This window comes from Flavobacterium sp. (genome assembly GCF_052437795.1).
Taxonomy (GTDB): domain Bacteria; phylum Bacteroidota; class Bacteroidia; order Flavobacteriales; family Flavobacteriaceae; genus Flavobacterium.
The window spans coordinates 742578-766037 of the sequence record NZ_JBQVPA010000002.1 but is presented as its reverse complement, the minus strand read 5'-3'; the positions used below and the strand labels follow the sequence as shown (position 1 = coordinate 766037).

At 46.7% G+C, this 23460-nt stretch carries 3 protein-coding genes; all 3 read right to left on the bottom strand.

What is annotated here, in order from left to right; translation table 11 throughout:
• Positions 1 to 15 precede the first annotated feature (15 nt).
• Positions 16 to 5586, bottom strand: a complete 5571-nt coding sequence (locus tag ACT6R0_RS10205; protein WP_444652338.1) for a GEVED domain-containing protein — start codon at positions 5584 to 5586, stop codon at positions 16 to 18.
• 403 nt (positions 5587 to 5989) lie between these two features.
• On the bottom strand, positions 5990 to 8743 hold the full coding sequence (locus ACT6R0_RS10200) for a T9SS sorting signal type C domain-containing protein (RefSeq protein WP_444652339.1): 2754 nt from the start codon (positions 8741 to 8743) through the stop codon (positions 5990 to 5992).
• A gap of 301 nt (positions 8744 to 9044) precedes the next feature.
• Entirely contained in the window at positions 9045 to 23318 is a 14274-nt protein-coding gene (locus ACT6R0_RS10195) for a GEVED domain-containing protein (protein WP_444652340.1), read from the bottom strand.
• Between the last annotated feature and the right edge of the window lie 142 nt (positions 23319 to 23460).

The window sequence follows — 23460 nt, the reverse complement described above, 5'->3', positions numbered from 1 at the left end:
ATTTTAAACTATTGCCTAGTAAACGATCTTCTTGCTTACCTCACCTTTGTGAGTAGATACATTTACGATCAGCACCTGTTTTTCTGCCTGAAGTCCGCTGATAGCTGTCTCAGTAGCATTTATATTGTTGCCACTGTATAGCAGCCTGCCTCTCATGTCATATACAGAGATCGCAGTGATCTCCTCACTTCCGGAGTTGATCTTTATTGAGCTGCCTTCTTTATAAATAATTACGCTATTGGCACTCCATACCGGGTTCTCGTTGCTAAGAGCGTCTGCATACACAACATCGAACCTGCCTGATATAACACCTGCCTCTAAAGCGAACTCATACGCTCCCTGCTTAAGGTCATGCGTTACACCCAGCACATTATCCCTAAGGAAGATGTCCTGATCTGCTGCAAATACACCATCCATATGGTCAAGCGATATTGTATAAGTACCTGCTGTTTCAACTTTGAGCCCCATCTGCACTTCATCGGAAGCATCGAAAGAAGCCCTTGCCTGGATACCAAGTTTTTCTTCACCCATATAAGAATAGATCACGGTGTTGTCGCTCATGAAAGCCCTTCCGTCCCATCCGTAGTCTGCTCCAAGGGTAGTAACATCGGTATAACCGATCACAGCCTGAGAGAACTGGCCCTGCGTGCCTTTCAGGTTAAGCCATAGCCTCGATGCTGTAGCAGTTTCGTCCTGGGCATTCCTGAATTGCTGATTGTTGTTAACCGCCCTGCGCATAGTATTATTGAAATGGATAGTATTTCCTGTAGCCTGTACGATAAAGCCCTGTCCCGGGTTGATCACCCAAGAGCTGGCAAGGCCTGTAAAGGCACCCATGCTGCTATCACCCCAAATTCCGTTATCAGAGTTCGCCGAGTAGGCAAGCTTCGTTAATTTAGCATAACTTCCAGATTCAGAGTTATTCCTTTTCCTCCAGAAGAATAGTGTAGACAGGCCGTCTATAGACCCCACGTTACCGTCATAGAACGCATGAACGTTGATCGGTGACGGGTAAGGGTTACCCACAGCATTAAAGCCTGTGCTTCCGCCAGTACCTGCCGGGATGACCGATACGTTCACATCACCGTTATTAAGTGTACCTATGAAGTTACCTTCCCAACGCGTACCGGTTGGTTGCGGCTGGCCTTCAGCCGGGGCAACATAATCCAGCATGTTGTTAGGTGTACGGATAAGATATCCTACCCCTTCGGCAAACTGGATGGTACCATTGCTGGTAGTAGTGTTGGTATATGTATTTGTAGTAGGCGCGTAGGTATAGAAACGGTTCGCAAGCGTTTCCGGAGAGAAGCCTATAAGCGTTTCACCTGTTACCGGCGCTGACCACATGGCATAATCCAGCCTGAACATTGGTGCGCTATTTTTATATACCTGGGCATTACCCGTGTTGTTCACATCATTTACCTGGATAAGGTTGGCATTGTGCTCGATAACGATCTTAGGGCCAACGATAACTTTTTCACCAACTGCTCCTCCATACGTTTGCTCTTCGCCAGCAGCAATAACATGGGTCGAATTCGTCATTGACACATCATTTGTAACGGTAACATTGTCACCTTCTGCAATTGTGAATGTGCCGGAGTTGATCACGAGTTGGCCAGCGGTTAGTTCGCCATCAGTTGCAGTGTTGTAGTTGAATTCAATAATAGCCTTATCAACAGATGTTGGTGGCGTAGATAGTGACCAGCCTGTAGATGTCCAAACGTTTTCTTTAAGCGTGGTCGTATTCTTAACAGTAGAGCTTGGAGATGTCGTGTTAACCCCAACAGCTCTTACCCTAAAATAATAGGTTGTATTAGGAGTCAAACCTACTACCTGCTGAGAAGTACCATTAACTGTAAGGTTGTTATAGCCTGTAACAAAAATCGGGGTATTACCTCCATAAGTGTGGGTACCAAGATCTGTAAAGTAATCCTGTGGTTGCTGAGTCCAGTCATTCGCGTTGTAGGTCGTTGAAGGTGCAACTATAGAAGGCTTCCTGATCAGGGTAACGTTTGCCCCAAAGTCTGCCGAACTGTTTACTGTACCAACTACGTCAATCTGCACACCGTTGTGGTATAAAGCCACCGGATCATTACCTGTAAATGTTGGAAAATTTCCGTTTATAGCCTGATCGGTCTGGGCAAGAATGGTAGAGCTGGCGCTTGCATTACTGACAACATAAACGTCACCATTAGCAAGCGTACCTGATAATGTCACTTCATCTACAAAATTGCCACTACCATTGAACTGCCTTTTAAGTGAATAAGCCGAAAGGTTCACAGCAGCACCTGTACCGTTATAAATTTCGATCGACCTGTTGTTGCTTGATCCTTCAATATATTCGGATATGATAAGATCCGGGATAAGGATAACCGATCCAAATGTAGCCGAAGTACTCACATCAAGCTTGTAGCTTTGCGCACCTGTTACCGCATCCCAGCTTGCAAGGAAGCTTCGATAACTTACTTCAGTTGCATCGTGCAGTGCAGGAGCCGGCATTGATAAAGTTGTAAATGTTTCCTGAGCACCATAAGAAGTTCCGTTACCATTTATCGCAAAAGCACGAACATAGTACTGTTTGTTATCCTGAAGCCCTGTAACGGTAGTATTAAATGATCCCGTACCCGAACCAATATCTACACGGGTTACTCCTGTACCATTTATTGCCGGATTAGCCGTAAGGCTATATACCACACCTCTTGACGTAACAGCCGAACCCGCATCACTCGTAACATTACCGCCAACGGATGCTGTTGTAGCAGCAGGCGAGGCAACAGCAGCAGTAGTAACGGTAGGATAAATATTATCCATTATGGTGATCGTATAATCTTCGGTCTCACCGTAGCCGTAGTTAGCGCATGGATCAAGGGTAATAAGATTGCCATTTTGATTAACAGCTTCCCGTACACGTACCCTATGCTCACCGATCGTTGCATCAGCAGGAACAGGGATTGACAAATATATAGTTCCGTTAGCAGAAACAAGCGAGGTGCCTGCAAACCTTTCCGAAGCTGCAAAAGTCCCGTCATTATTAAAGTCGATCCAAACAGCAATATTACCAGAATAATTTCCATTAGTAACCTGGGCTTCATAAGTAAGCCCCCTGAAGAGCGTTGTAGTAAATGAAGTTGTTGGATAGTTTATGTAGCTTTGGGAATTGCCATTACAATTAGAATCAATATTGCTAATGCCATTTAACACAAATCCATCTACTCCATCTCCAAAATCACCACATCCGTTAGTTATTGTTGGAGTACAATACACAAGGGCAGGAACAGCCGAAGCAATTACACCCGAACTCCATGAGCTACCCCTGCGGGTAAACACTTTGAAGTGAAAAGTCGTGCCATTTGTAAGGCCGGTCACTGTAACTGATGTACCTGTACCTTTATAAACTACATATTCGCCGGCCGCGATAGCCGTACCCGAACCAAAGGCAGCGGCAGCCGTATAAGCTGTACCGTCACCTGATGGTGTAGCAGTTACAGCCGATGAAGCTTTTGCAACTACGATAACCTCATCAGAGCATGAACCGTTCGACCAGCTCAACGCAACCTGAGTGTTGCCGGCAGTTGGATTAAATGATGTTGCATTTACAGGTGTGGTACACTGTGTAGTAAAACTTACCGATGATCCGTACACTGTACCGCCGTCATTGGTCGCATAGGCACGTACATAATATAAAGTTGAACCCGTAAGTCCCGAAACACTTTCCGAAAACGTACCTGTCCCTGATCCTGACGGAACCTGTGTAACTCCGTTACCACCAATAACCGGGTTATTCGATGTGCCATATACGATACCACGGGCAGAAACAGCCGTACAGCCTTGCACGGTAACATTACCTGCCATGGTAGCCGTCGTACCTGTGAATACAGTTACTGCAGTTGTACTTACTGTTGGGGTCGTGTTCACTCCCGTAGCGCTGGTGGCAACATTTATAGTAGTAGCCCCTCCTCCCGCAACCGGAATGTTACTACTGTAACCCGTTGCTGTGGTAGGTGTAAATTTCACGAATACATCTGTAATTATAGTTCCCTGCGCATCAGCGTTCAACGTTAGGGATGAAGCATAGCTGCCGCCGCTCGTTGTGGAAAATGTAAATCCGGCAAGCGGGCCTACGGTTACTGCAGCGGTCGTAAGATTCTCGCCAAGAAGTTGGAAACTATTGGTAACCGATTGATTAAGGCATACCGAACCAAAGGCTGCCAGTGTAGTACCAGATAGCGTCGGCGCTGTATTAGCTAAAGTCGTTCCTGCCGCAAGTGAGCTAAATGCGGTTTCAACCTGCGTAGTTGCATTGTTACGGGCTTTTGCCTGGAAGCTGTAAGAAGTATTGGCAGAAAGGCCGGTTACAGTTTTCGTACCCCATTGTGCAGCAGTTTGCCACACAGCCGACGCTCCAAGACTTCCACCGCTTTGCACGTATTGTCCACCGTTTTCGCGAATAGCATATTGAGTGGCCGCCGGGTTATTGTTTTGCGTTACCGCATCAATAGTTATATTAAGGGAGTTAACGGTTGCACCATCAACTGCCGGTGCCGCAGGAGCATTTGCCAATGTTACAAAAGTAGCATTGGAACCATCTACAGAACCTCCTTTTGCCCTGAAATTATAAGTCGTATTCGGCGTAAGGCTATTTATAGCGCCCGAAAATGCTGTGTTTGATGAACCTGTAGCCGTCGTAGGACTTACACTTGCAGGAGCTGTCCCGTATGATGTGGTAAGGCCATATTCAAAGTTAAGGCTGATCGCCCCCAAGCCATTGGCGTTAGCAGTACCGTTTAAGGTAGCACCGGTAGCTGTAATGTCGCTTGCTGCGTTTGTAGCAACTGTAGGAGCAGATGGGGCTTGAAGTGTAGCAGTTACACTAACATCATCCAATGCAAGCAACGCATCAGTACCTGACGCATTGGTATCTCTCCATCTTATCCATACAGAACCGTTATTCGTAATAGTTAAAGATGCTATAGAACCTGAGAAAGCAGCTTTGTTCCCCGTAGCATTACCATCTATTCCTGGAGTAAGTGATGTATTTGCATTTGAAGGCTCGACAAGATCAAGTCCACTCACGGCTGTCCATGTCCCGTTATCTAAACTTGTAGCGTTAACACTGTATTCAAACAAAACTCTTTCAACACTACTATCATCGCCATTCCTATATTTTTCAACATTTCCTGAAATAGCAAAAGATGTAACAGTACTTCCGGTAGTGTTTTTTAATTCCACTCCGATCGAGTGAGTTCCACTTCCAGAAGCGATCGCACCTACAGCTCTATCTGTTGCTCCTGATGTTGAAGCACAATTATAAACTCCATGCGATAAACTACCAATATTTGCTTGACCACCGTATACAGTTCCTGTAAGAGACTGGCTCGAAGAACCATTACTTCTGTACCAGTTTTGACCAATAGTAGCAGTATTAATGCTACCAGTGGCAGTCGTGCCAGTAGGCAAACCATTAAAGTTCTGAGTTTGGGTCAGCGCACCAGAGGTAAATGTCATCTGCCCCCACGAGTTCATCCCCGTGACCATGGCTGCAATGAGCAGCACCTTCGCTAAATTTAACTGTAAAAGTTTTCGCATAAATAGCAATTATTAAATTTTAAGTTTTTTTGTGGGTATTTTAAGGAGCAAAGTTATATTATTTTTTCGACGAACAACACTTTTTAACGCTGAAATGCACTTAGTTAATGATTTAGTTACATTAAACTCAATGAAATAGCAGGATTTTACTCCTAATTTGAGTATTTGTTAAGTAAGTGTTAAAATAACATTACATTTTATGAAAATAAAAAACCCTTCCCTCCTTTCGTTGGGAAGGGAAGCCATTAAACCACACCTTACCTTAATTTAAATGGCTTTTTATCTTTGGGGACATCAAACCTTGCCCTGGTATATACGATGACTTTTCCTATATGGTTTTCAATAAAAGATCCCTTACCAAATAATTGATAAGGGATCCTGTAGGAGTTGTAGAATTTCTATACTAATGAACAATTTTTTTAGTTACTGTACCTTTTGGCGTTTTAACCTGCACCAGTACCATTTGTTGTTGTGGCTGTAGCAGGTCTATAACTTTTCTCACTGTATCAATATCACTTTGGGTGTACAGCTGCCTGCCATGCATATCATATACCGATACCCCCTCTATAATTGTGTTTCCAGAATTTATCGTGATCGAACCGCCTTCTTTGTAAACCATAATACTGTTGGCATCCCATGCTATATTTTCTGTACCAAGGGCTTCAGCATATACAATATCGAACCTCCCTGCGATCTCGCCACCCTCTGTGGTAAAGCTGTAACTGCCCTGGCCAAGATCATGCGTAAGCCCCAAAACATTATCCCTAAGGTAAATATCCTGCCCCTGGGCAAACACCCCGGTAACGTGGTCCAGCGCTATGGTATAAGTCCCCGCATTGGTAACTTTATATCCTAATGCCACAACATCCGATGCTTCGAACAACGGCCTCGCCTGTATGCCCAGCTTTGTTTCGCCGGCAAAGGTGTGCACCGACATATCTCCGTCGGTAAGCGCCCGGCCATCGCGGCCGTAATCAAGGCCCGGCGTACCGCTGCTGCTGTAGGACAGCATGGTTTGATGAAATTCGCCCGAAGCATTTCCCATGTTCAGCCAAAGGCGCGATGCCGGTATGCCCGTATCCTGTGCCGACCTGAACTGCGGTGTTGGCGCTCCTGCCACACGCATACTGTTATTGAACACAATATCATTTCCGTTAGAATATACGATAAAGGCCTGTGCAGCACCAAGTGCCCATTCACTGCTATTATCGGGATCATTGTACAGCCCTCCGCTGGCATCGCCATAGGCTATGTCGTCGCCATTGGCATTTTCTATCACCTGCCCGTTAGCCGTATATCCTTCAAGCGTAAGCGATGCATACGATGAATAGCCGGAGCCGTTCTTCTTCCTCCAGAAGAAAAGCGCCGCGTCGTTAGCAAGGTTCAGCGCGTTGGCTGCATAGAAAGCCTCGATATTTATTGCCGAAGGGTAAGGGTTGCCCACAGCGTTAAAACCTACTGAAGCATCTACGGTTACATTTCCGTTATTTGGCGTACCTGTGAATACCCCCGCCCAGGGTGTCCCGATGAAATTGGTCGCGGCATCATAATCCTGATGGTTATTGGCCATACGTATAAGATAGCCTACACCTTCGGTAAAAGGCACATTGCCATTATTAAGGCCCGATGCCGTATAGGTATTGTTAGCGGTATTATACTTGTAAAAGCGGTTAGGCAATGTTTCGGGTGAAAACCCTATTAGTGTTTCGCCTGCCACCGGAGATGACCACAATGCGTAGTCCAGCCTGAACATGGGAGCACTGAGTTTTTCTACCTGTATATTACCGGTGTTGTTCACATCATTTACCTGTATAAGGTTGGCACGGTCCCGGACAGTTACCGTTGCATCCTCATCTACATTTATAGAATTCGTTACCACAATGCTGCTGCCCTCTTCTATTGTTAACGATGCATCCTCTCCTATTGTAAGGTCAAGGGCGTATGCGGTCATCCCATTGTCTATGACAGGCTGGTTCGTCGCGGCTACAATAACAACATGCTGTGTTGCCGTAGGCACAACCCCGCATGACCAGTTGACGGCATTATTCCAATCCTGTGAGGCTCCGGTCCAGATGTTACTGTTAATTATAATGGCCGCCGATGATGCATATTCCTGGCCGCAAACACCGCTTTTCACCACTGCCCTGTAGTAAGTGGTCTGGCTAACGTCCGAAAAGTTCAAATTTGTGGCTGTGTTGGCGATATCGGTCACGCCGGCGCTAAAGTCGTTCACATGAGAAGACTGCCACTTGACAACAGACCCCGTGTGCCCGGAAAGTACAAGCGTACCACTGTTATCAGTATCGCAAAATACGGCTCCGCCTGAGACCGTACCCCCAACAGTTGCCGGAACGACCGTTATGGTCACTGCCGATGAATTGGCCGGAGCACAAACCCCGCTTGTTACAACTGCCCTCAAATAAACTGTAGAAGTAAGCGCGCCTATTGATGCTCCTGTTAGTGTCGTGGTTGTATTGGCAATGTCCGTTACACCCGATGTAAAGTCGGACGAGGTGGAACGCTGCCATTTGGTCACATTTCCGGTATGGCCACTAAGTGTAAGTCCGGTTGGCGTGCCGCCGCTGCACACAGATTGTGTACCTGACACCGTTCCGCCCGCAGAATTGGCATTCACAGTAAAGTAAGCCTTATAGTTGCCGCCTCCGTTACTGGCGTATATCGTTCCTCCGCTACAGGTCACCGAAGCATCAGAATATACTTCAAGGGTATAGTTGCCTGCTGAAAGTCCGGAAAGTAAATTTACATTGTAGCTTACATTCGCCCATTTTTGATCAGCCCCTCCACAACCATTATTATTACCGCTGTTATAGTTAAGGCTGTTAGAAACAAAGCTGCCTCCCGATGTACCATTAAGGTAGACCCTGTAATACAGCCTTGTGCCGGTAAGGTCACATCCTCCGCATTTATACACATTATTTTCACCACCTTTAAATATGAGCCCGTTCGCGGATCCCTGGCAAAAAGTACCAATGTTAGTATTGTGAAAATCGTAATTGCTTGTATTGCCGTTAAGGTCATAATATAGATCGCCCGTACCATTAACATTCAAAACAATAAATGTGTTATTGAACCCCGCACTCTGTGCGAGAACAATTGTTGAGAACAGGCAGGACAGGAAGAGTAAAGTTTTTTTCATAATACTGAAAATTAACACGTTGACATATTTCATCAACAAAATTACCATCTATTTTATAAATAACTACAGTATGTTAAATTTCAAATTTGACTACAACGTTTTCGTGTTAATAAGTTTTAATTTACAATGCAAAAGCAGCGGTATTAATAATTAAATACTAAAATTTTATGGATGTATTTATGAATTACCAAATAAGGTGTTTGCGATCTTCAGTTAAACCATAAATAAAAAAACCTCCTCCCTTTTGACAAGGGAGGAGGCTGCCAACATTACGTTGGGCTATTGGGGGTTTATTATAGGCTTAGAAGATGATCCTCTTAGTTACCCGTCCTTTATCAGTGTTTATCTGTATGATAAGCACCTGCTGATCCGAATGAAGGTTACTGATCACAGTTTCGGTGGCGTTAATACCGTCCTTACTGTAAAGTTCCCTGCCACGCATATCGTAAATGGTAACATCGGCCATGTTAAGCAGTCCTGCATTAATGTTGATCGAGGTACCTTGTTTGTACACTATCACATTATTAGGATCAAGCATCGGATTATCCGTTCCAAGCGCTTCGGCGTACACAATTTCAAACCTTGCGGTGTTTATTCCGGCTTCAGTTTCAAATGTATAGCTTCCTGCCTTCAGGTCGTGGGTAATTCCTCCAAGCAGGTTATCTTTAAGATAAATGTCCTGATCCTGGGAGAATATCCCGTCCATGTGATCCAGCGATATGGTATAAGTACCGGCCGCAACTGCATTGTAACCCATCGGAACTACATCGGCAGGGTTAAATGCATCCCTTGCCTGGATGCCCAGCTTCTCATCGCCTGCCAGCGAGAATAGCGAAGCGTTCCCGTCGTTCACAAAGGCACGTCCGTCCCATCCGTAATCGATGTTCATTGTTGTCATGTTGCTGTAACCTACGGCAGCCTGGGCAAACTGGCCCTGAGTACCTTTTATGTTAAGCCACATCCTCGAGATGCTTGCCTGGTCTTCATCCTGTGCGGTCCTGAAGAACTGCTGGTTATTAATATTGGTACGCATTGTGTTATCAAAGTGAACAGAGCCACCCTGAAGGACTTTTACAATGAAGCCCTGGCCCGGATTAACGACCCATGTCGCAGGATTTCCAACAAATGCATCTGATCCGGTGTCTCCCCAATCATTGCCGCTATTCGCAGTATAAGCAAACTTGGTCACACGTGCGTAGCTTCCTGTTCCTGAGTCATTTTTCTTTCTCCAGAAGTAAAGGGCCGACGCGTCATCTATCAAACCTTCGTTACCGTCATAGAACGCATGGATATTTATCGGCGAAGGATATGGGTTACCCACCGCGTTAAATCCGTTAAAGTTATTCGTTACCGGTACGTTGATGTTACCGCTTCTTGGCTTACCGATAAATTCACCCTGATAGTTTTGACCACTCGGTTCCGGTGCACCTTGTGCAGGAGCAACATAATCAAGGAAGTTATTCGGGGTACGTATCAGGTAACCTACACCTTCGCCCATTTCGGTGGTAGCAGGGTTCGAAATACCCGCCTGCAATACCGGTTGGTAAGTATCGTTCGCTTCTTTATACGTATAGAAACGGTTATCCATGGTCTCAGGAGAGAAGGTTTTAAGCATTTGGTCCTCTACCGGCGATGACCATATGGTATAGTCGAGCCTGAATAGTGGAGAGCTTAGCCTCTTCACTGTGATCTCACCCTGGTTAGGGTTAGTGGTAACGTTCTCACCCTGTAGCAGGTGTGCGTAGTTGTCAAGCACCAGGCTTCCGTCTTCCTCAACAATAACCGCATTGGTTATGTTAAGTGCATTTCCGCCATGTACTATCATTGTAGCATCTGCTTCTACTGTAAGGCTGTTACCAACCACTACTATGTTATCGTCCAGATCACCTTCGGTACCGATCACCGGCATTATGCTTGCCAGTGAAGAGATCACAATATTATCCTGTGCTGTAGGTACCTGTCCTCCACACCAGTTAGCAGGGTTGTTCCAGTCATTACTAACTGTTCCTGTCCATGATTTTGGCTTCACGGTAACTACCGACTGGCTGGTCGATGAACATCCGTTGCCATTGTTAACCGTTGCGCTGTACGTAGTTGTCACCGCCGGTTTGGCATAGACGGTAGACCTTAGAGTTCCTGTATAAGGTATCGTAGCAGCTGCATCGTTATACAACCCTGTAACAGGAGACCATGTTGGCGTTGGGTTTGAGAACACGAACGTCATGTTAGGCCTTGATGCGCTCACAGCTACCTGTCCATCGATCGCAGCGTCCATTTCTGGTATGCCACCGGTAACATCATCCTTCATCCTGTGGTAGGTCGAGTTGAATGTTGTTGTAGAGTAACGTACGTTGGTACCCGATTCCCAATCCACAGTAGGATTATTATGTACGGTCTCAACAATAACGTTCGATGATCCATCCCAAATAAATGGCGTGGCCAGCGTAAAGGTTACTAATCCTGTCGTTGAAGGCGTAAATACAGCCGGTCCATATACTGTTGAAGTACCCGTAACAAAACCTGTCATCGCACTTACAGATGTAGACCCCATTCTTATGGTAAAGTTAGTCAATACTGCATCTGCGTTGGTATTAACAGCATCGAGATAGAATGTTACCGCAGTGATGCTGCTTCCTGCTATCAGGTTTTGAGCAGTAAGTTCGTTTGCCCTGAACAACATCTGCGCCTTTTGGCCTTCGTAATACCTGCTAAGCGGGTTAGGCATAGAGGTAGTAGTATTAGTTGTTGCCGAAGTACTTGTACCGAACACGCCTGTACCTCCCGCAGATGATCCCGAGCCTGATGTAAGCATCCTGATCTCGCCACTGCATATATCTGTGGTAGCAGGGGTTACAGGGTAAACAGGGTTCGATTTCACTGTTACGGTAAACGTTGTGCTCCTTGCACACATTCCTGCCGACTGTGAGGCTGCAATGGTATATACGGTATTCACAGTAGGTGTAAATGTATATCCTGATGCAGCGTTGCCCGAATATGCCGCACCTGCAGGTACCGAAGTAACTACGAACGTATCATATTGCGAACCTCCTGCGGTCAGTGTAACTAAACTTGTAGCATTGCCCGCGCAAATAGTTGCCGACGAACTGCTAAGTGTCAATGCAGCCGGTGCATTTAGGGTAAATGTACCACTTGTGGCAGTCCCGCCCGGAGTAGTTACAGCTACTGTGCCGTTCGTACCGGCACTAACTGTTGCGTTCATTTGGGTTCCGCCGCCAATGATGCTTTGCACTGGTACAGATACTCCACCGATCGTTAATGTACCTCCCGTAAGGTTAGTACCATTTATGGTTATCATTGTCGTATCGGCACAGCTAGAACCTTGTGTAAATCCGCTGATCGCAGGTGCAGCCGGCAATGCTATGGAAACCATATAATCTACGGTGGTACCCCTTGCGGCCGAAGCACATACAGATGATGCCGTGATGGTGGTAGAGCGTATGTTGCGCACCCTCATCCTCCTGTTTCCTGCTGAAGCATTCGAAGGTATGTTCATCGTAATGGTACCTGTACTGTTCGATGCGATGGCAGCCGTACCAAGGAACTCACTTGTATCATCAAAGTCACCATCGTTATTAAAGTCCATCCAGATACCTACATTCTGCGGATTTCCTCCACCCACAGTAATGCTCGCAGTATAGGATGCCGCCAAAACGAATGTTCCTGTGTTTGGAGCGCCTGTAAGCATTTTATAATTGTTGGTGCCAAATCCTGTATCGCCCGGAGCTGAGTTGAAGTCAGTTCCTGCAACGCTAACAGCTGTCATGTGGTCACCACTTGTAGTAGCATTTGTAAATGTTCCTACGCAGTAATCTGTTACGGTTAGGCTTGCCCCGGAAGATGCAACGCTGCATCCTGCCGAAGTTACTACTGCCCTGTACCAGTAACCGCTTCCTGTCGCCATAGTGCTTCCGGCATTTACGGTAAGGGTCGCAGTTTGAGCGCCGCTGTAGGTAGCTCCTGTCGGAGTACTGTCGGACACATTCGCATAAGTGCCACCCGCAGTTGTCGAGAACTGCCATTGGTAGGTTGGCGATGGTGCTGATGTTGCTACTGTAAATGCTGTGGCGTTATTTTTAACAACCGTCTTATTAGTTGGCGCTGCGGTAATTGCAGGCGCATTGATGCTCAATGTCGCGAAAGATGAAGTAGCCGCTGAACATGGAGCAGTACCTGATACTACAACACGATAGTAATAAGTCGCCACCGGTGTAGATGCTGTAGTGGTAACAGCTAATGTCGCTGATGTCGCACCCGAATAAGTTACACCTGCAGGAGCAGCATTGGCAACGTTAGTGTATGTACCACCAGATGTTGTAGCATACTGCCATTGGTAAGTCAGGCCTGTACCGCCCGCAGCAACTGTAAAGTTAACTGCAGAACCCGAAGAACATACGGTCTGGTTCTCAGGCTGCTGGCCTATTGCCGGTGCGCTGTTCACTGTAAGTGTCGCTTCATTCGACGTAGCGTTCGCGCCACCGTCCTGTACAAAAGCCCTGTACCTCCAAGTAGTGTTGGCAGCAGTAAGGCCAGACAGTGACAATGTGTTCGTGTCCGCACCGCTGTAGGTAACGCCTCCAACTGTTCCGTTCGCAAGGGCTGTCCATGCCGATCCTGTATTTTGCTGCCATTCGAAGGTAAGGTTACTACCTGTTGTCGCAACAGCAAAGCTTGCTGTGCCGGCTCCACTATCACAAATAGTTACGCTTGCCGGATGTGATGTGATCCCGATATCGCTGATAGAAAGCGTAGCACCTGTAGATGTAGCCGATGTACATGGTGAAGCACCGCTTACAACCGCCCTGTATATGTAGCCATTAAGGCCATTGGCATTGTCAATGAGCAGGGTAGCTGTTGTTGCGCCGTCATAAACACCACCGTTAGTCACGTTAGTGTACAGACCACCGCCGTTAGACGATACCTGCCACTGATAAGTAAGGCCGGTACCTGTAGCGATCACGCCAAATGCTGCCGCACTGCCCGGGGTTACTGTTTCCGAAACCGGATTGACAGTTATGTTAACCGGAGTATTGAAAGTAACAGTTGTTGTTTTAGTACTGGTACACCCGTTAGCCGATTTGCTATAAGTGATCGTTACTGTCCCTGCCGCCACCGGCGTAACAAGTCCTGAACTGTTTACAGTAGCTATGCCTGTATTTGAGCTTGACCATGTTCCACCGGTAGTTGCATTGCCCAGCTGAACGGTATCAGGCATACATGCCGAAACTCCTCCACCTGTTATATCTGCAACTACAGGATAAGCATACACGTTAAATGATGCCGTACTGGTTCCGGTACCTATAGGTGTGGTAACAGATACTGTACCTGTTGTAGCTCCCGCAGGGACTGTAGTTGTAATAGATGTAGCACTGTTAACCGTAAATACCGGCTGGTTCGTACCGTTAAATGATACGGCAGTTGCTCCCGTAAAGTAGGTACCCGTAAGGGTTACCGACGTGCCCGCATTTTCACATGCACCGGCAATGCTAAAGCTTGTTACCTTAGGAGGCGAAGGAAGTACCGTAAAGGTATAGTCTTCGGCTTCTCCTGAAGAAATATTTCCGCAGGCATTAGGATTTTGATTATTAAAGTCCGACCTGATCCTCATCCTGTGATTTCCTACAATGGCGTTTACCGGAACACTGATACTTCCTGCCGATGAGGTCACCCATGTTGATCCTGATGCATACACTTTTTCTGATGCTGCGAAAACAAAGTCGTCATTCCAGTCCACCCAGATATTAAAGCCTGAGCCTCCTGTATTGGTCGCGGTAAAGTTTACCGAGTTACCTTCAGACTGGCTCACAGCCATCGCACTGTAGTTAGCATACCCGCCCGTAGAGAATGTGGTTCCCGTATTGGTGATGTTAGCAGTTCCTCCGGTTGTACTGAAGCTACTGATGTAGTATGTACTTAGTGTAGATGATGCAACACAATATCCATGCAGATATGCGCTTGTTGCCCAGTCGCTATATCCATTGCTACCGCAGTTACTCCTTACATGCAGGTAATACTGGGTATCAACGGTAAGGCCTCCCTGCCCTGTTACAGATGTTCCGGCTGTTGCCGTTCCGCTTGCAGGCGGAGTTGCAGATGTTGTTACCGCATATTCATATCCCGAAGGTACCGGGGCAGTTGCAGGCGCAGACCATGACAGGTTTGCCGTAGTGGCAGTTGCCGGAGTTCCCGATAGGTTGCCCGGTGCATAGCATGTAGGCGTTGGCACTACCCTAAGCACATAATCTTCTGCCTCTCCATAAGTAATGTATCCACAGGCATCCTGCTCACCAACATAATAAGAGGCCCTTACGCGCATCCTGTGGTCGCCCATAGCCGCGGCTGCAGGCACTACAAAACTTCCCGAAGGCGTGTTTGTAGATGAAGATGCAGTATACATTTTCTCATCAGATGAGAATACCATATCATTATTCCAGTCAACCCAAATATTTAAGTACATAGTACTGGTTGAAGATATTTGTGAAGCAAAATTCACGGTTCCGCTCTGCATCTGGCTTACTACCATGGTAGGGAAATATCCGTAACCAAGGTTTGAGAGCCCTGCGCTAGGGTTAGAGATGTTAAGCACGCCTCCTGTAGTACTGAATGAGTTAATTGAGTAACCTGTGTAGTCTACATACGCGTTGCAATATCCATGATAGAATGGTAAAGTGATCCATTCGCCATAGCCATCTGTTCCGCAATTTGCCCTTACATGCAGGTAATATATAGCTTCCATAGCCATGCCCGTGTATCCTGATACAGAGGTAGCCGTTGTAGCAGTACCACTTGCAGGAGGGGTAGATGACGAGGTCACAGCATACACATACCCTGTAGGGGTTGTACCCGATGACGGAGCGCTCCAGCTAAGGTTTATATTTCCGTTGGCAAGCGAAGCTGCAGCAAGTCCTGTAGGCTTTTTGCAGACTGCGCCCGCGTCGATCTTAAAGTTGTCGAATCCGGCATCGTATTCTTCGTCACCTGTATATTCTGATTCGATCTTAAACTTAACATTTTGTCCAACATACGGAGTAAGGTTCAGTTCCCATGTTCTCCATCCTGCAACGCCATCATTAGTTAGCGTCTGCAAAAGAGTATAAGTTGTACCATAATTGGTAGACACCGATATTTTGATGTCACCTGTACCCGCGGCCGGAGCAGCAAGATAGTTTAGTCCGCCAAGTTCTTTCAGCCTGTAATCGAACGTGAATGTTTGCCCTGCCAGGATCGGGCCAACGTTAGGGGTTGTTATGTACCCATAATCAACGTCTCCATAATCAACGTCATAATAATGCTCTATAAATATCGCATTTCCCGGATTACCCTCAAAATAAGTAGGCTGTATGTACCAGTCGTATGAATAAGACGCTGTCCATCCTGTAGGCACAGTTGTCGTTGCAAAAGGCTCTGTCCAAGGTGTACCGATAAGCGATTGGGTCGTTACGGTAAGCGTGCTTGTATTAGCACTGTAGCAGTCTGTTCCGGCAAGCGCCCTAACCCTTACATAGTAAGGAGTGTTCTGGCTAAGGCCGGTCACGTCTGCAAATGTAGCGGTGCCAACGTTCAAGGCCTGGAAGCCCGGAACAAATGTTGTAAATGTATTGTTAGTAGCAACATCTATTATGTAGTTCACGCCAGCAGTTGCAGAAGCGGTCCAAGATGCCCTGAATTTATTATTTGTAAGCTGTGCAGCAACAGAAGTCAATGCCGTAGCAGGCGAAGTTGCAGCAGCACAAGTGGTAACACTGAATGTTAGTGGCGATACAATGTTGTATACCGGTCCAAAACAACCAGAATTGTTAAAGCTGTATACATAATAATTGTATGTAGTATTGGCAGTTAAACCAGTGTTATTAAATGTAAGCGCACTACCTGAATACACTACCGTACCCGCACCCAGGGCATTGCCGGCGGCATAGGCTGTATAATCAACAGGATCTGTGGTCGTTCCTGCAGATGGGTAGCGAACTACAAGGTAATGCGATGGCGCGCTCGCAGCAGCAGTAAAGCTCGCAGAGATACTTGTATCTGTTTTTGAAGCAAGTACAAAAGCGGTAGCCTGGTCTGCAGGAGCAGTACACGAGTTAAGATTAGCATAAGCAAAATAGCCTTTATAATCTGCTGCAAGTAGGGCAGCATTCGTTGTTAGCATATTCGGGATGCCACCTGTGGCCGCAGTATACGTTGTAACCGTGGCAACCGGGTTATAGGCATTGCCCGGAGCGTCAGCCTGTACTATCTTATTGGTATTGACAATACTTGCATCGGCTAAGCGTACAAATGCATTGGTTAGGTTCGCGGCAGCTGTAGTTGCCAAAGCTTCCCACCTTGAAGAAGATAGCGATGTAAGGCCTGTTCCCATGGTACCTGCGTTAGATGTGAACGCTTCACCCCTGAATATTACCGCACCTGTTGATGCTGTAGTAGGATCAATATATATCGGAAGGAAAGAAGTTCCTTTACCTACCGGGAATAGTGTAGCGACACTGTATGTTCCTGATGCCGTCCTGCTGGCCGCAAAAGTCCTTGCCATTGGCCCGTTGATATACGATGTTGAGCTACCTCCAGAAAGTGTTCCGGCAGCAGTCGCAGTACCCAATGATAGCAGGTTAACCGATGTCGTATTCACAATACCGGTGTTAAGCGTCAATGTACCGCTAACACTTAAAGGTGTGTTTAAGGTTACACCTGATGCGTTGGAATTCCTCACCTCAAAAGCAGTTGTATTGGCTGTTGGCGATGTAGCAGCATTAGACATTGTACCGTTGTTGGTAAACACCTGTGCTACGGTTGAATTTCCAAGTGAAAGGCTAGCAGTTGTATTACTCGCAACGATAGCGGCGCTGATGGCGGTAGTATTTATAAATGTACCCCCTGTATTAATGTTCAGGTTGCCCGTAAGGATAACGGTCGCTGCATTCAGCAATGACGATGCTTTAACCGTAAGATCACCGCGAACGCCAAGGTTGGTACACACTACGTTCCTGTTAGTTCCAGTAGCGCCGTTCACCTCTACACTTCCCAGCGAAAGGAATATCTGTCCTGCCCAGTTGTTCACAAAGAAACCGCTCGCATGGCCGCCTGGACTGGTAGATGTACCGTCGCCAAATTGCGTAATGTGGGCTGCCGAGGCATTTACCGAAGGCGAACCTGCAGGGCCCGCAACAAAATACATTGCATAACCGCTCGTAGTTGTTGTAGCAGTATGCGGATCTACGATCTGCAGTGTACCGCCTGTAAGGCTTAAAGATGCAGATGAACAATTGAAGAGCGGTGTACCCGATGCAACTGAATTGGCCAGTACACCGGCTGCGTTACCATCAATTTTAATGAGTCCCGCACTTTGAGTAAATGCCGCTGTTGAAGCCGATACAGTAAGGTTTCCATTTACTGTAAGCGTACCGCCGGCAACTGTCATTGTACCCGCGTTATCCAGCCTCCTGAAACTTCCTCCGGCAGGGCCAATTGTTACGGCACCGCTGTTAAGGTTAAAGGTTGCTCCGGCAACATTGGAAATACCTGTTCCTGAAGCACCAGCCACTGTAAGTGTACCGCCGTTCTCATTTATCGTACCTGAGTTGGTTATTACCCCACCCACAGTAAGTGTGTTGGCTGTTTGCGTAAGCACACCTGTAGCATTGATCGCAATATTATTTACTGCTGCAGTGTAGCTTCCGTCAACAGTCACTGTATGGCCTGCAGATATTGTAATAGCATCTGCTGATGTTGGCACTACGTTCTTACTCCAGGTAGCTATGTCATTCCAGTTACCTGATTGTACTGTGTAAAAAGGAATATCTGTACTTGCTATACCCATATAAAGATCGCTGCCCACAAGTTCAGACAAGTCCATGTCTGTCCTTTGTGCATGAGGCAATACCGTACCTGCCTGGTGAGAGCCAAGAATGCCTGTAGCCGTAACTATCCTCGCATTGGCCGCAGTTGGTGCCGCTCCGAATATGGTAGGTGCAGAAACCGCAATTTTAAATGATGTTCCGGCAATACCGGTCCCGAGGGTGCTTACCCTCCATTTTGCGTTTGAGCGTGTATCTATAGCATATCCCAGATCCGTTACCGATGTAGCACTGGTTCCTGTCGCTGCAGTATAAGTCACCGCCATGATACCGGTTGCCGATCCGCCTGTACGGTTGATCCATGCATATCTTACATTACCGTTCTCATCAAGCAATGGGAATCCGTCGCCGGATGTAGGAACTGTAGATGCTGCTATTGTTGCACCCGCACCGCCGGAAGTCCATCCGCGTGCAAATGCACTGCCCGGAAGCATACCGCCCGAAGTTACCGTTAGCGTAGTACCGGCAAGTGTTGCTGTACCCCATAGGAGCGCTTTGCCGCCGGTAGTGCTTGCTTTACCATCAAATACCAATGTACCTGATACGCTCGCTGCGACCGAAGCATTGGCTACGACCTGGTTAAGCGCATTGAAGGTAACACCTGTAGCAGATGTATTTCGTATTGTTACACTTGTAAAGTTGGCCGATGCCGCTGTAAGGGCATTTTGAATAACACCAGTACCATTCACGGTCACAGCCTGAGGAGTTGTTTGTGCTACCGGTGTATTAACACCTGTGGTAGAAGCAAAGATCGTGGTTCCGTTGGCATAAAATGCCGATCCGTTCTCAACGGTAAGGTTACCGCCTATGTTGGTCGTGCCCGAAGTCTGGTTGTACTGCCCGGTGATGCTCAGGTTACCATTGATCGTACTTGTCGTTGCCTGAGAAACGATCCTTGTAGCAATGCCACCCGGGTTATTAACAGTAACGCTACCAAGGTTAAGCCTGCCGGAACCGGCAAAGAGGCTGTAGTAGAAACCACTTGAGTTACCACCCGCAGTTGTAGATGTACCATCGCCAAACTGTACGGTGTGGCTTGCAGAAGCATTGAAGTTAACACCCGAAGAGAAATAACCGTACAATGCATAAGCATTGGTATTCGTTGTAGCAGTGTGCGGGTCAACTATTGTCAATGTACCACCGCTAAGTGTTACGGTACCCGTTGCGAAAGAAGCCGCGCTTGAGCCAAACGCTACCAATGGTGTACCCGAAGCTACCGACGTTGTACCGCTGCCGTCTACAACTATATTACCGGCGCTTTGTATGAAAGTACATCCTGTATTGTTCATTATTGATCCGTTCACGGCCAGTGTACCGCCGGAAACGTTTATCGTTCCTGAGTTATTAAGGTATTCGCTGTTCCCTGTACAAGCGCCTACAGTCAATGTACCGCCTGTAACAGCAAGTGAACCACCCGAAAGTATGTTAAGGTTTTTTACTGCAGCCGTGCCTGAGCTCATGGTCATGGTCTTGCCGGCTGGTATTTCAGCCTGTTCACCACAAACAGGTACTGTGCCTTTTGACCAGTTCGATGCAGTATTGAAGTCACCGGTCGTAATCGCAGTATTCGGCATACTCTCAACTATAAAGTTGTCGATATGAAAATCATAATCTGGCGTATCGTCTGCAGTACCTTCGCTTGCATAAATAGCGAATACTACGTTCGAGCCAGTGTATGATGTAAGATTGTAAATATACTGGTTTGACGTATTGCTGACGTTGCTGTTTGGCGAACTCCAGTTTTGCAATACTGTCCACGTAACCCCACCATCAGTAGATATAAGGAATTGTACCGAATCATCTGTTGCAGTAGTAGTGGCGGCCGTAGTAGTATTATATGCCGTTACACCATAATTGAACTTAACACGGTATCCACCCGCCGACAGGTCGAACGGAATGGACCTCAACCATCCTATCTGGTTGGCAGTATCAAGGTTAAAGCTAACTCCACCGGTACCTGAATTAAGGAAACCGTCTGTAGCCCAACCTGCCGAGGTTCCCGTAGGGCCTGTTGCCGGTGTACCACCCGAAAGGTTGGCATTCCAGCATGTGCCAGGGAATGTAGTAAAATCATTGGTATATGGAGGGACTACCGGCGCACAAGGCGTGGTAAATGATGCCGATGTAGCCCATGAACTGTAGGTACCGCTTCCGCAATTTGTCCTTACATGAAGGTAATAGGTTGTCGATGCAGATAATGTTGACATTGAAGCGGAAGTTCCTGTAACGGCGGTGCCACTGGCGGGTGGTGTAGTCGAAGTTGTAACCGCATATTCATACCCCACAGCAGTAGTTCCTGTTGAAGGCGCTGACCAGTTTAAGTTAGCAGTATTGTAAACATTAGCCGTTGCGGTCAGCGCTGTAGGCAGTTCGCATGACGGCGCAAGTCCAAAACTAAAATCGTCAAAACCTAAATACCAAGGCGTTGAATTGGCATTTACACGGATCGCAAAGTAATATACTCCGTTACTTGACGGTATAAAATCTCGCGAACATAACTGGTATGATGTAGTTCCTGCATCCGTCGATGTTATAAATGAAGCTCCCAATTGGGTGCTTGCAGTACCCGACGGGCTACTATTATAAAGTACATCTCCTGTCCATCCTGTGGCAACTGTCCCTGCTGCCCAGTAAAATGAAAAACGATACTTAACCCCCGCTGTCAACTGAAAACCGGGCGACCACATATATTCATTTGTTGCGGACCAGCTTTCACGGAGGAACTGTGTGCCCGACCTCGCGTCAGGATCATTAGTTGTTGTGGTAGCATTGTTAGTAGTTACCCAATCGCCATTTTCTTTGGCCCAGCATGAAGGAAAAGCAGGAATGGTCACGCTGTCGAAATTTTCCGTCCATGGGAACGATACGGCACTACACAATGAAGTGAACGTGCTATTACTGCTGTAATATGTTGTTCCACCACCATTTGTGGCGTACGACCTGTAGTAATACAAAGTATTGTCAGTCAACCCGGTCAGCTGAGTTGTGAAGGTTCCGCCATTGGATCCGCTGAATCCCGAACCCTGGGTAGTAAAAGTAGTTGGCCCGGCCGGGAAGGAGGAGCTCGTGCTATATTGTATGCCATATGCTGTAACTGTGGTACAGCCAATATTACTAACGGCCGCACCTGTAATGGTTGCCTGACCTATTCCGAAACTGCCTGCAGTACCGTTAGATGATAACACAGGTGCAGTGTTTACACCGGAGCCCGATGCAGCAACGTTTACAGATGTGGCTCCGCCTCCGCTCAGGGAGATATTGCCGCTGTATGACATTACACTTACAGGTGAAAATTTAACATAGACCGGAACTGCCGAAAGGCTGCCGGATGTTGGTGTCAATGTTAGGGTAGAGGTATAGGTACCGCCCGATGAAGCAGAATAGGTATAACCGCTCAAAGCGTTGATGGTAACATCGCCGGTAAGGTTACCGCCCGAAACCGTAAATGAGTTAGGACCCGCGGTAATACCTGTACATACGTTGCCAAATGCCGTAAGCGTGGATGCTGATATGTAAGGTGATGTAGGGGAAGTGGTAAATGTGCCTGTAGCGGTATAACCATCATTATTCGCTCCTGTTGGAATATGTGAATAAGGCGATACGTTCGCCCCATTGATCGCCTGTACCCTTACCTGATAACTTGTATTTCCGGTTAGTCCTGTTAGAGTTACAGAGTTTGTAGCAACAGGGTTACCGCTCCAGTTAGTCCAGTCGCAGGTGCCCGGCACACGGTACTGAACATTATATGATGTAGCGCCTGTCGGGGCTGTCCATGCAAGAGTAGCTGATGTACCTCCTACCGCAGTAGCCGCAGTAAATGTCCTTACAGGAAGCTGGGTGCCCGGAGTCCAGGTATAAGTCAGCCCTGTGGGTATCTTAACGTTAACGTTAGTTGTACCGGAAAATAGCAAAGCACTGGCATTGCTATAAGAAGAGACCGCTTTAGACCAATCACATGTTGTGCCGGCTGGTATATTGCCTGCATATAGTGAATTGACATTTGTCGCATAGGTCGTTGAGTTACCACGGATACCCACCTGTACACTTGTTCCTGTAGTAGCAACGGTTCCAGGGTTAGTACAGCTTCCGTACACTATGTTAATGGCGCCGGTAGTTAAATTCAGTCGTATCTGAAAATTTAATCTTTCTGTAGTACGGTTATAATAATTGGCATGGTCTTTATATTGAACTATAAATTCGGAGCCTACGGTTTGATACCTTATCTCAGGCGCAGCGCCGGTTGCAGTTGATGCTCCTGCATCCTGAGCAAAAGCAGCAATAACACCCGAGCCTGCTGATGTAGATAGTGGGGCATAATCACTAGCTGTAAGAGCTGTTCCAAATCCTATAAATCCGTTCGTACTTATATAGCAGGTTGTAAAGTTGCTGCCACCATAAGTAAAAGTCCCCCCTAAGGAGATCGAGCTGAATATGGTATTATCATATGAACTCGTCCCTACGGTCGTACCACCAGTAATAGGTGTATATGTTGCTCCTGTAGTAGTTGCAAATGAATACCCTGCAACATTGGTTTGTGCAAATGAATTTTGCATTACGCCAAACAGCATAAACAAAAATAGAACCAACTGCACATTGCAGTTCTTCATGATACGGGAGGCTAGCCTCGTTCGCGTGCCTCCCGTATCGGGTTCAAGCGCCCATAACAGTCTCGTACCATTATAAGACGATTTGTAGTTTTCCATCATAGTTTTAACATTTAAGATGCTAAAAGTAGACTAATTAACCACATGTTAACATTTGTAATAGTTATTTATTGAATAATCAACAAAACCATAGTTAAGATTAGATTATCATTAAAACGAGATGTTAAAAATATCATAAAATTAA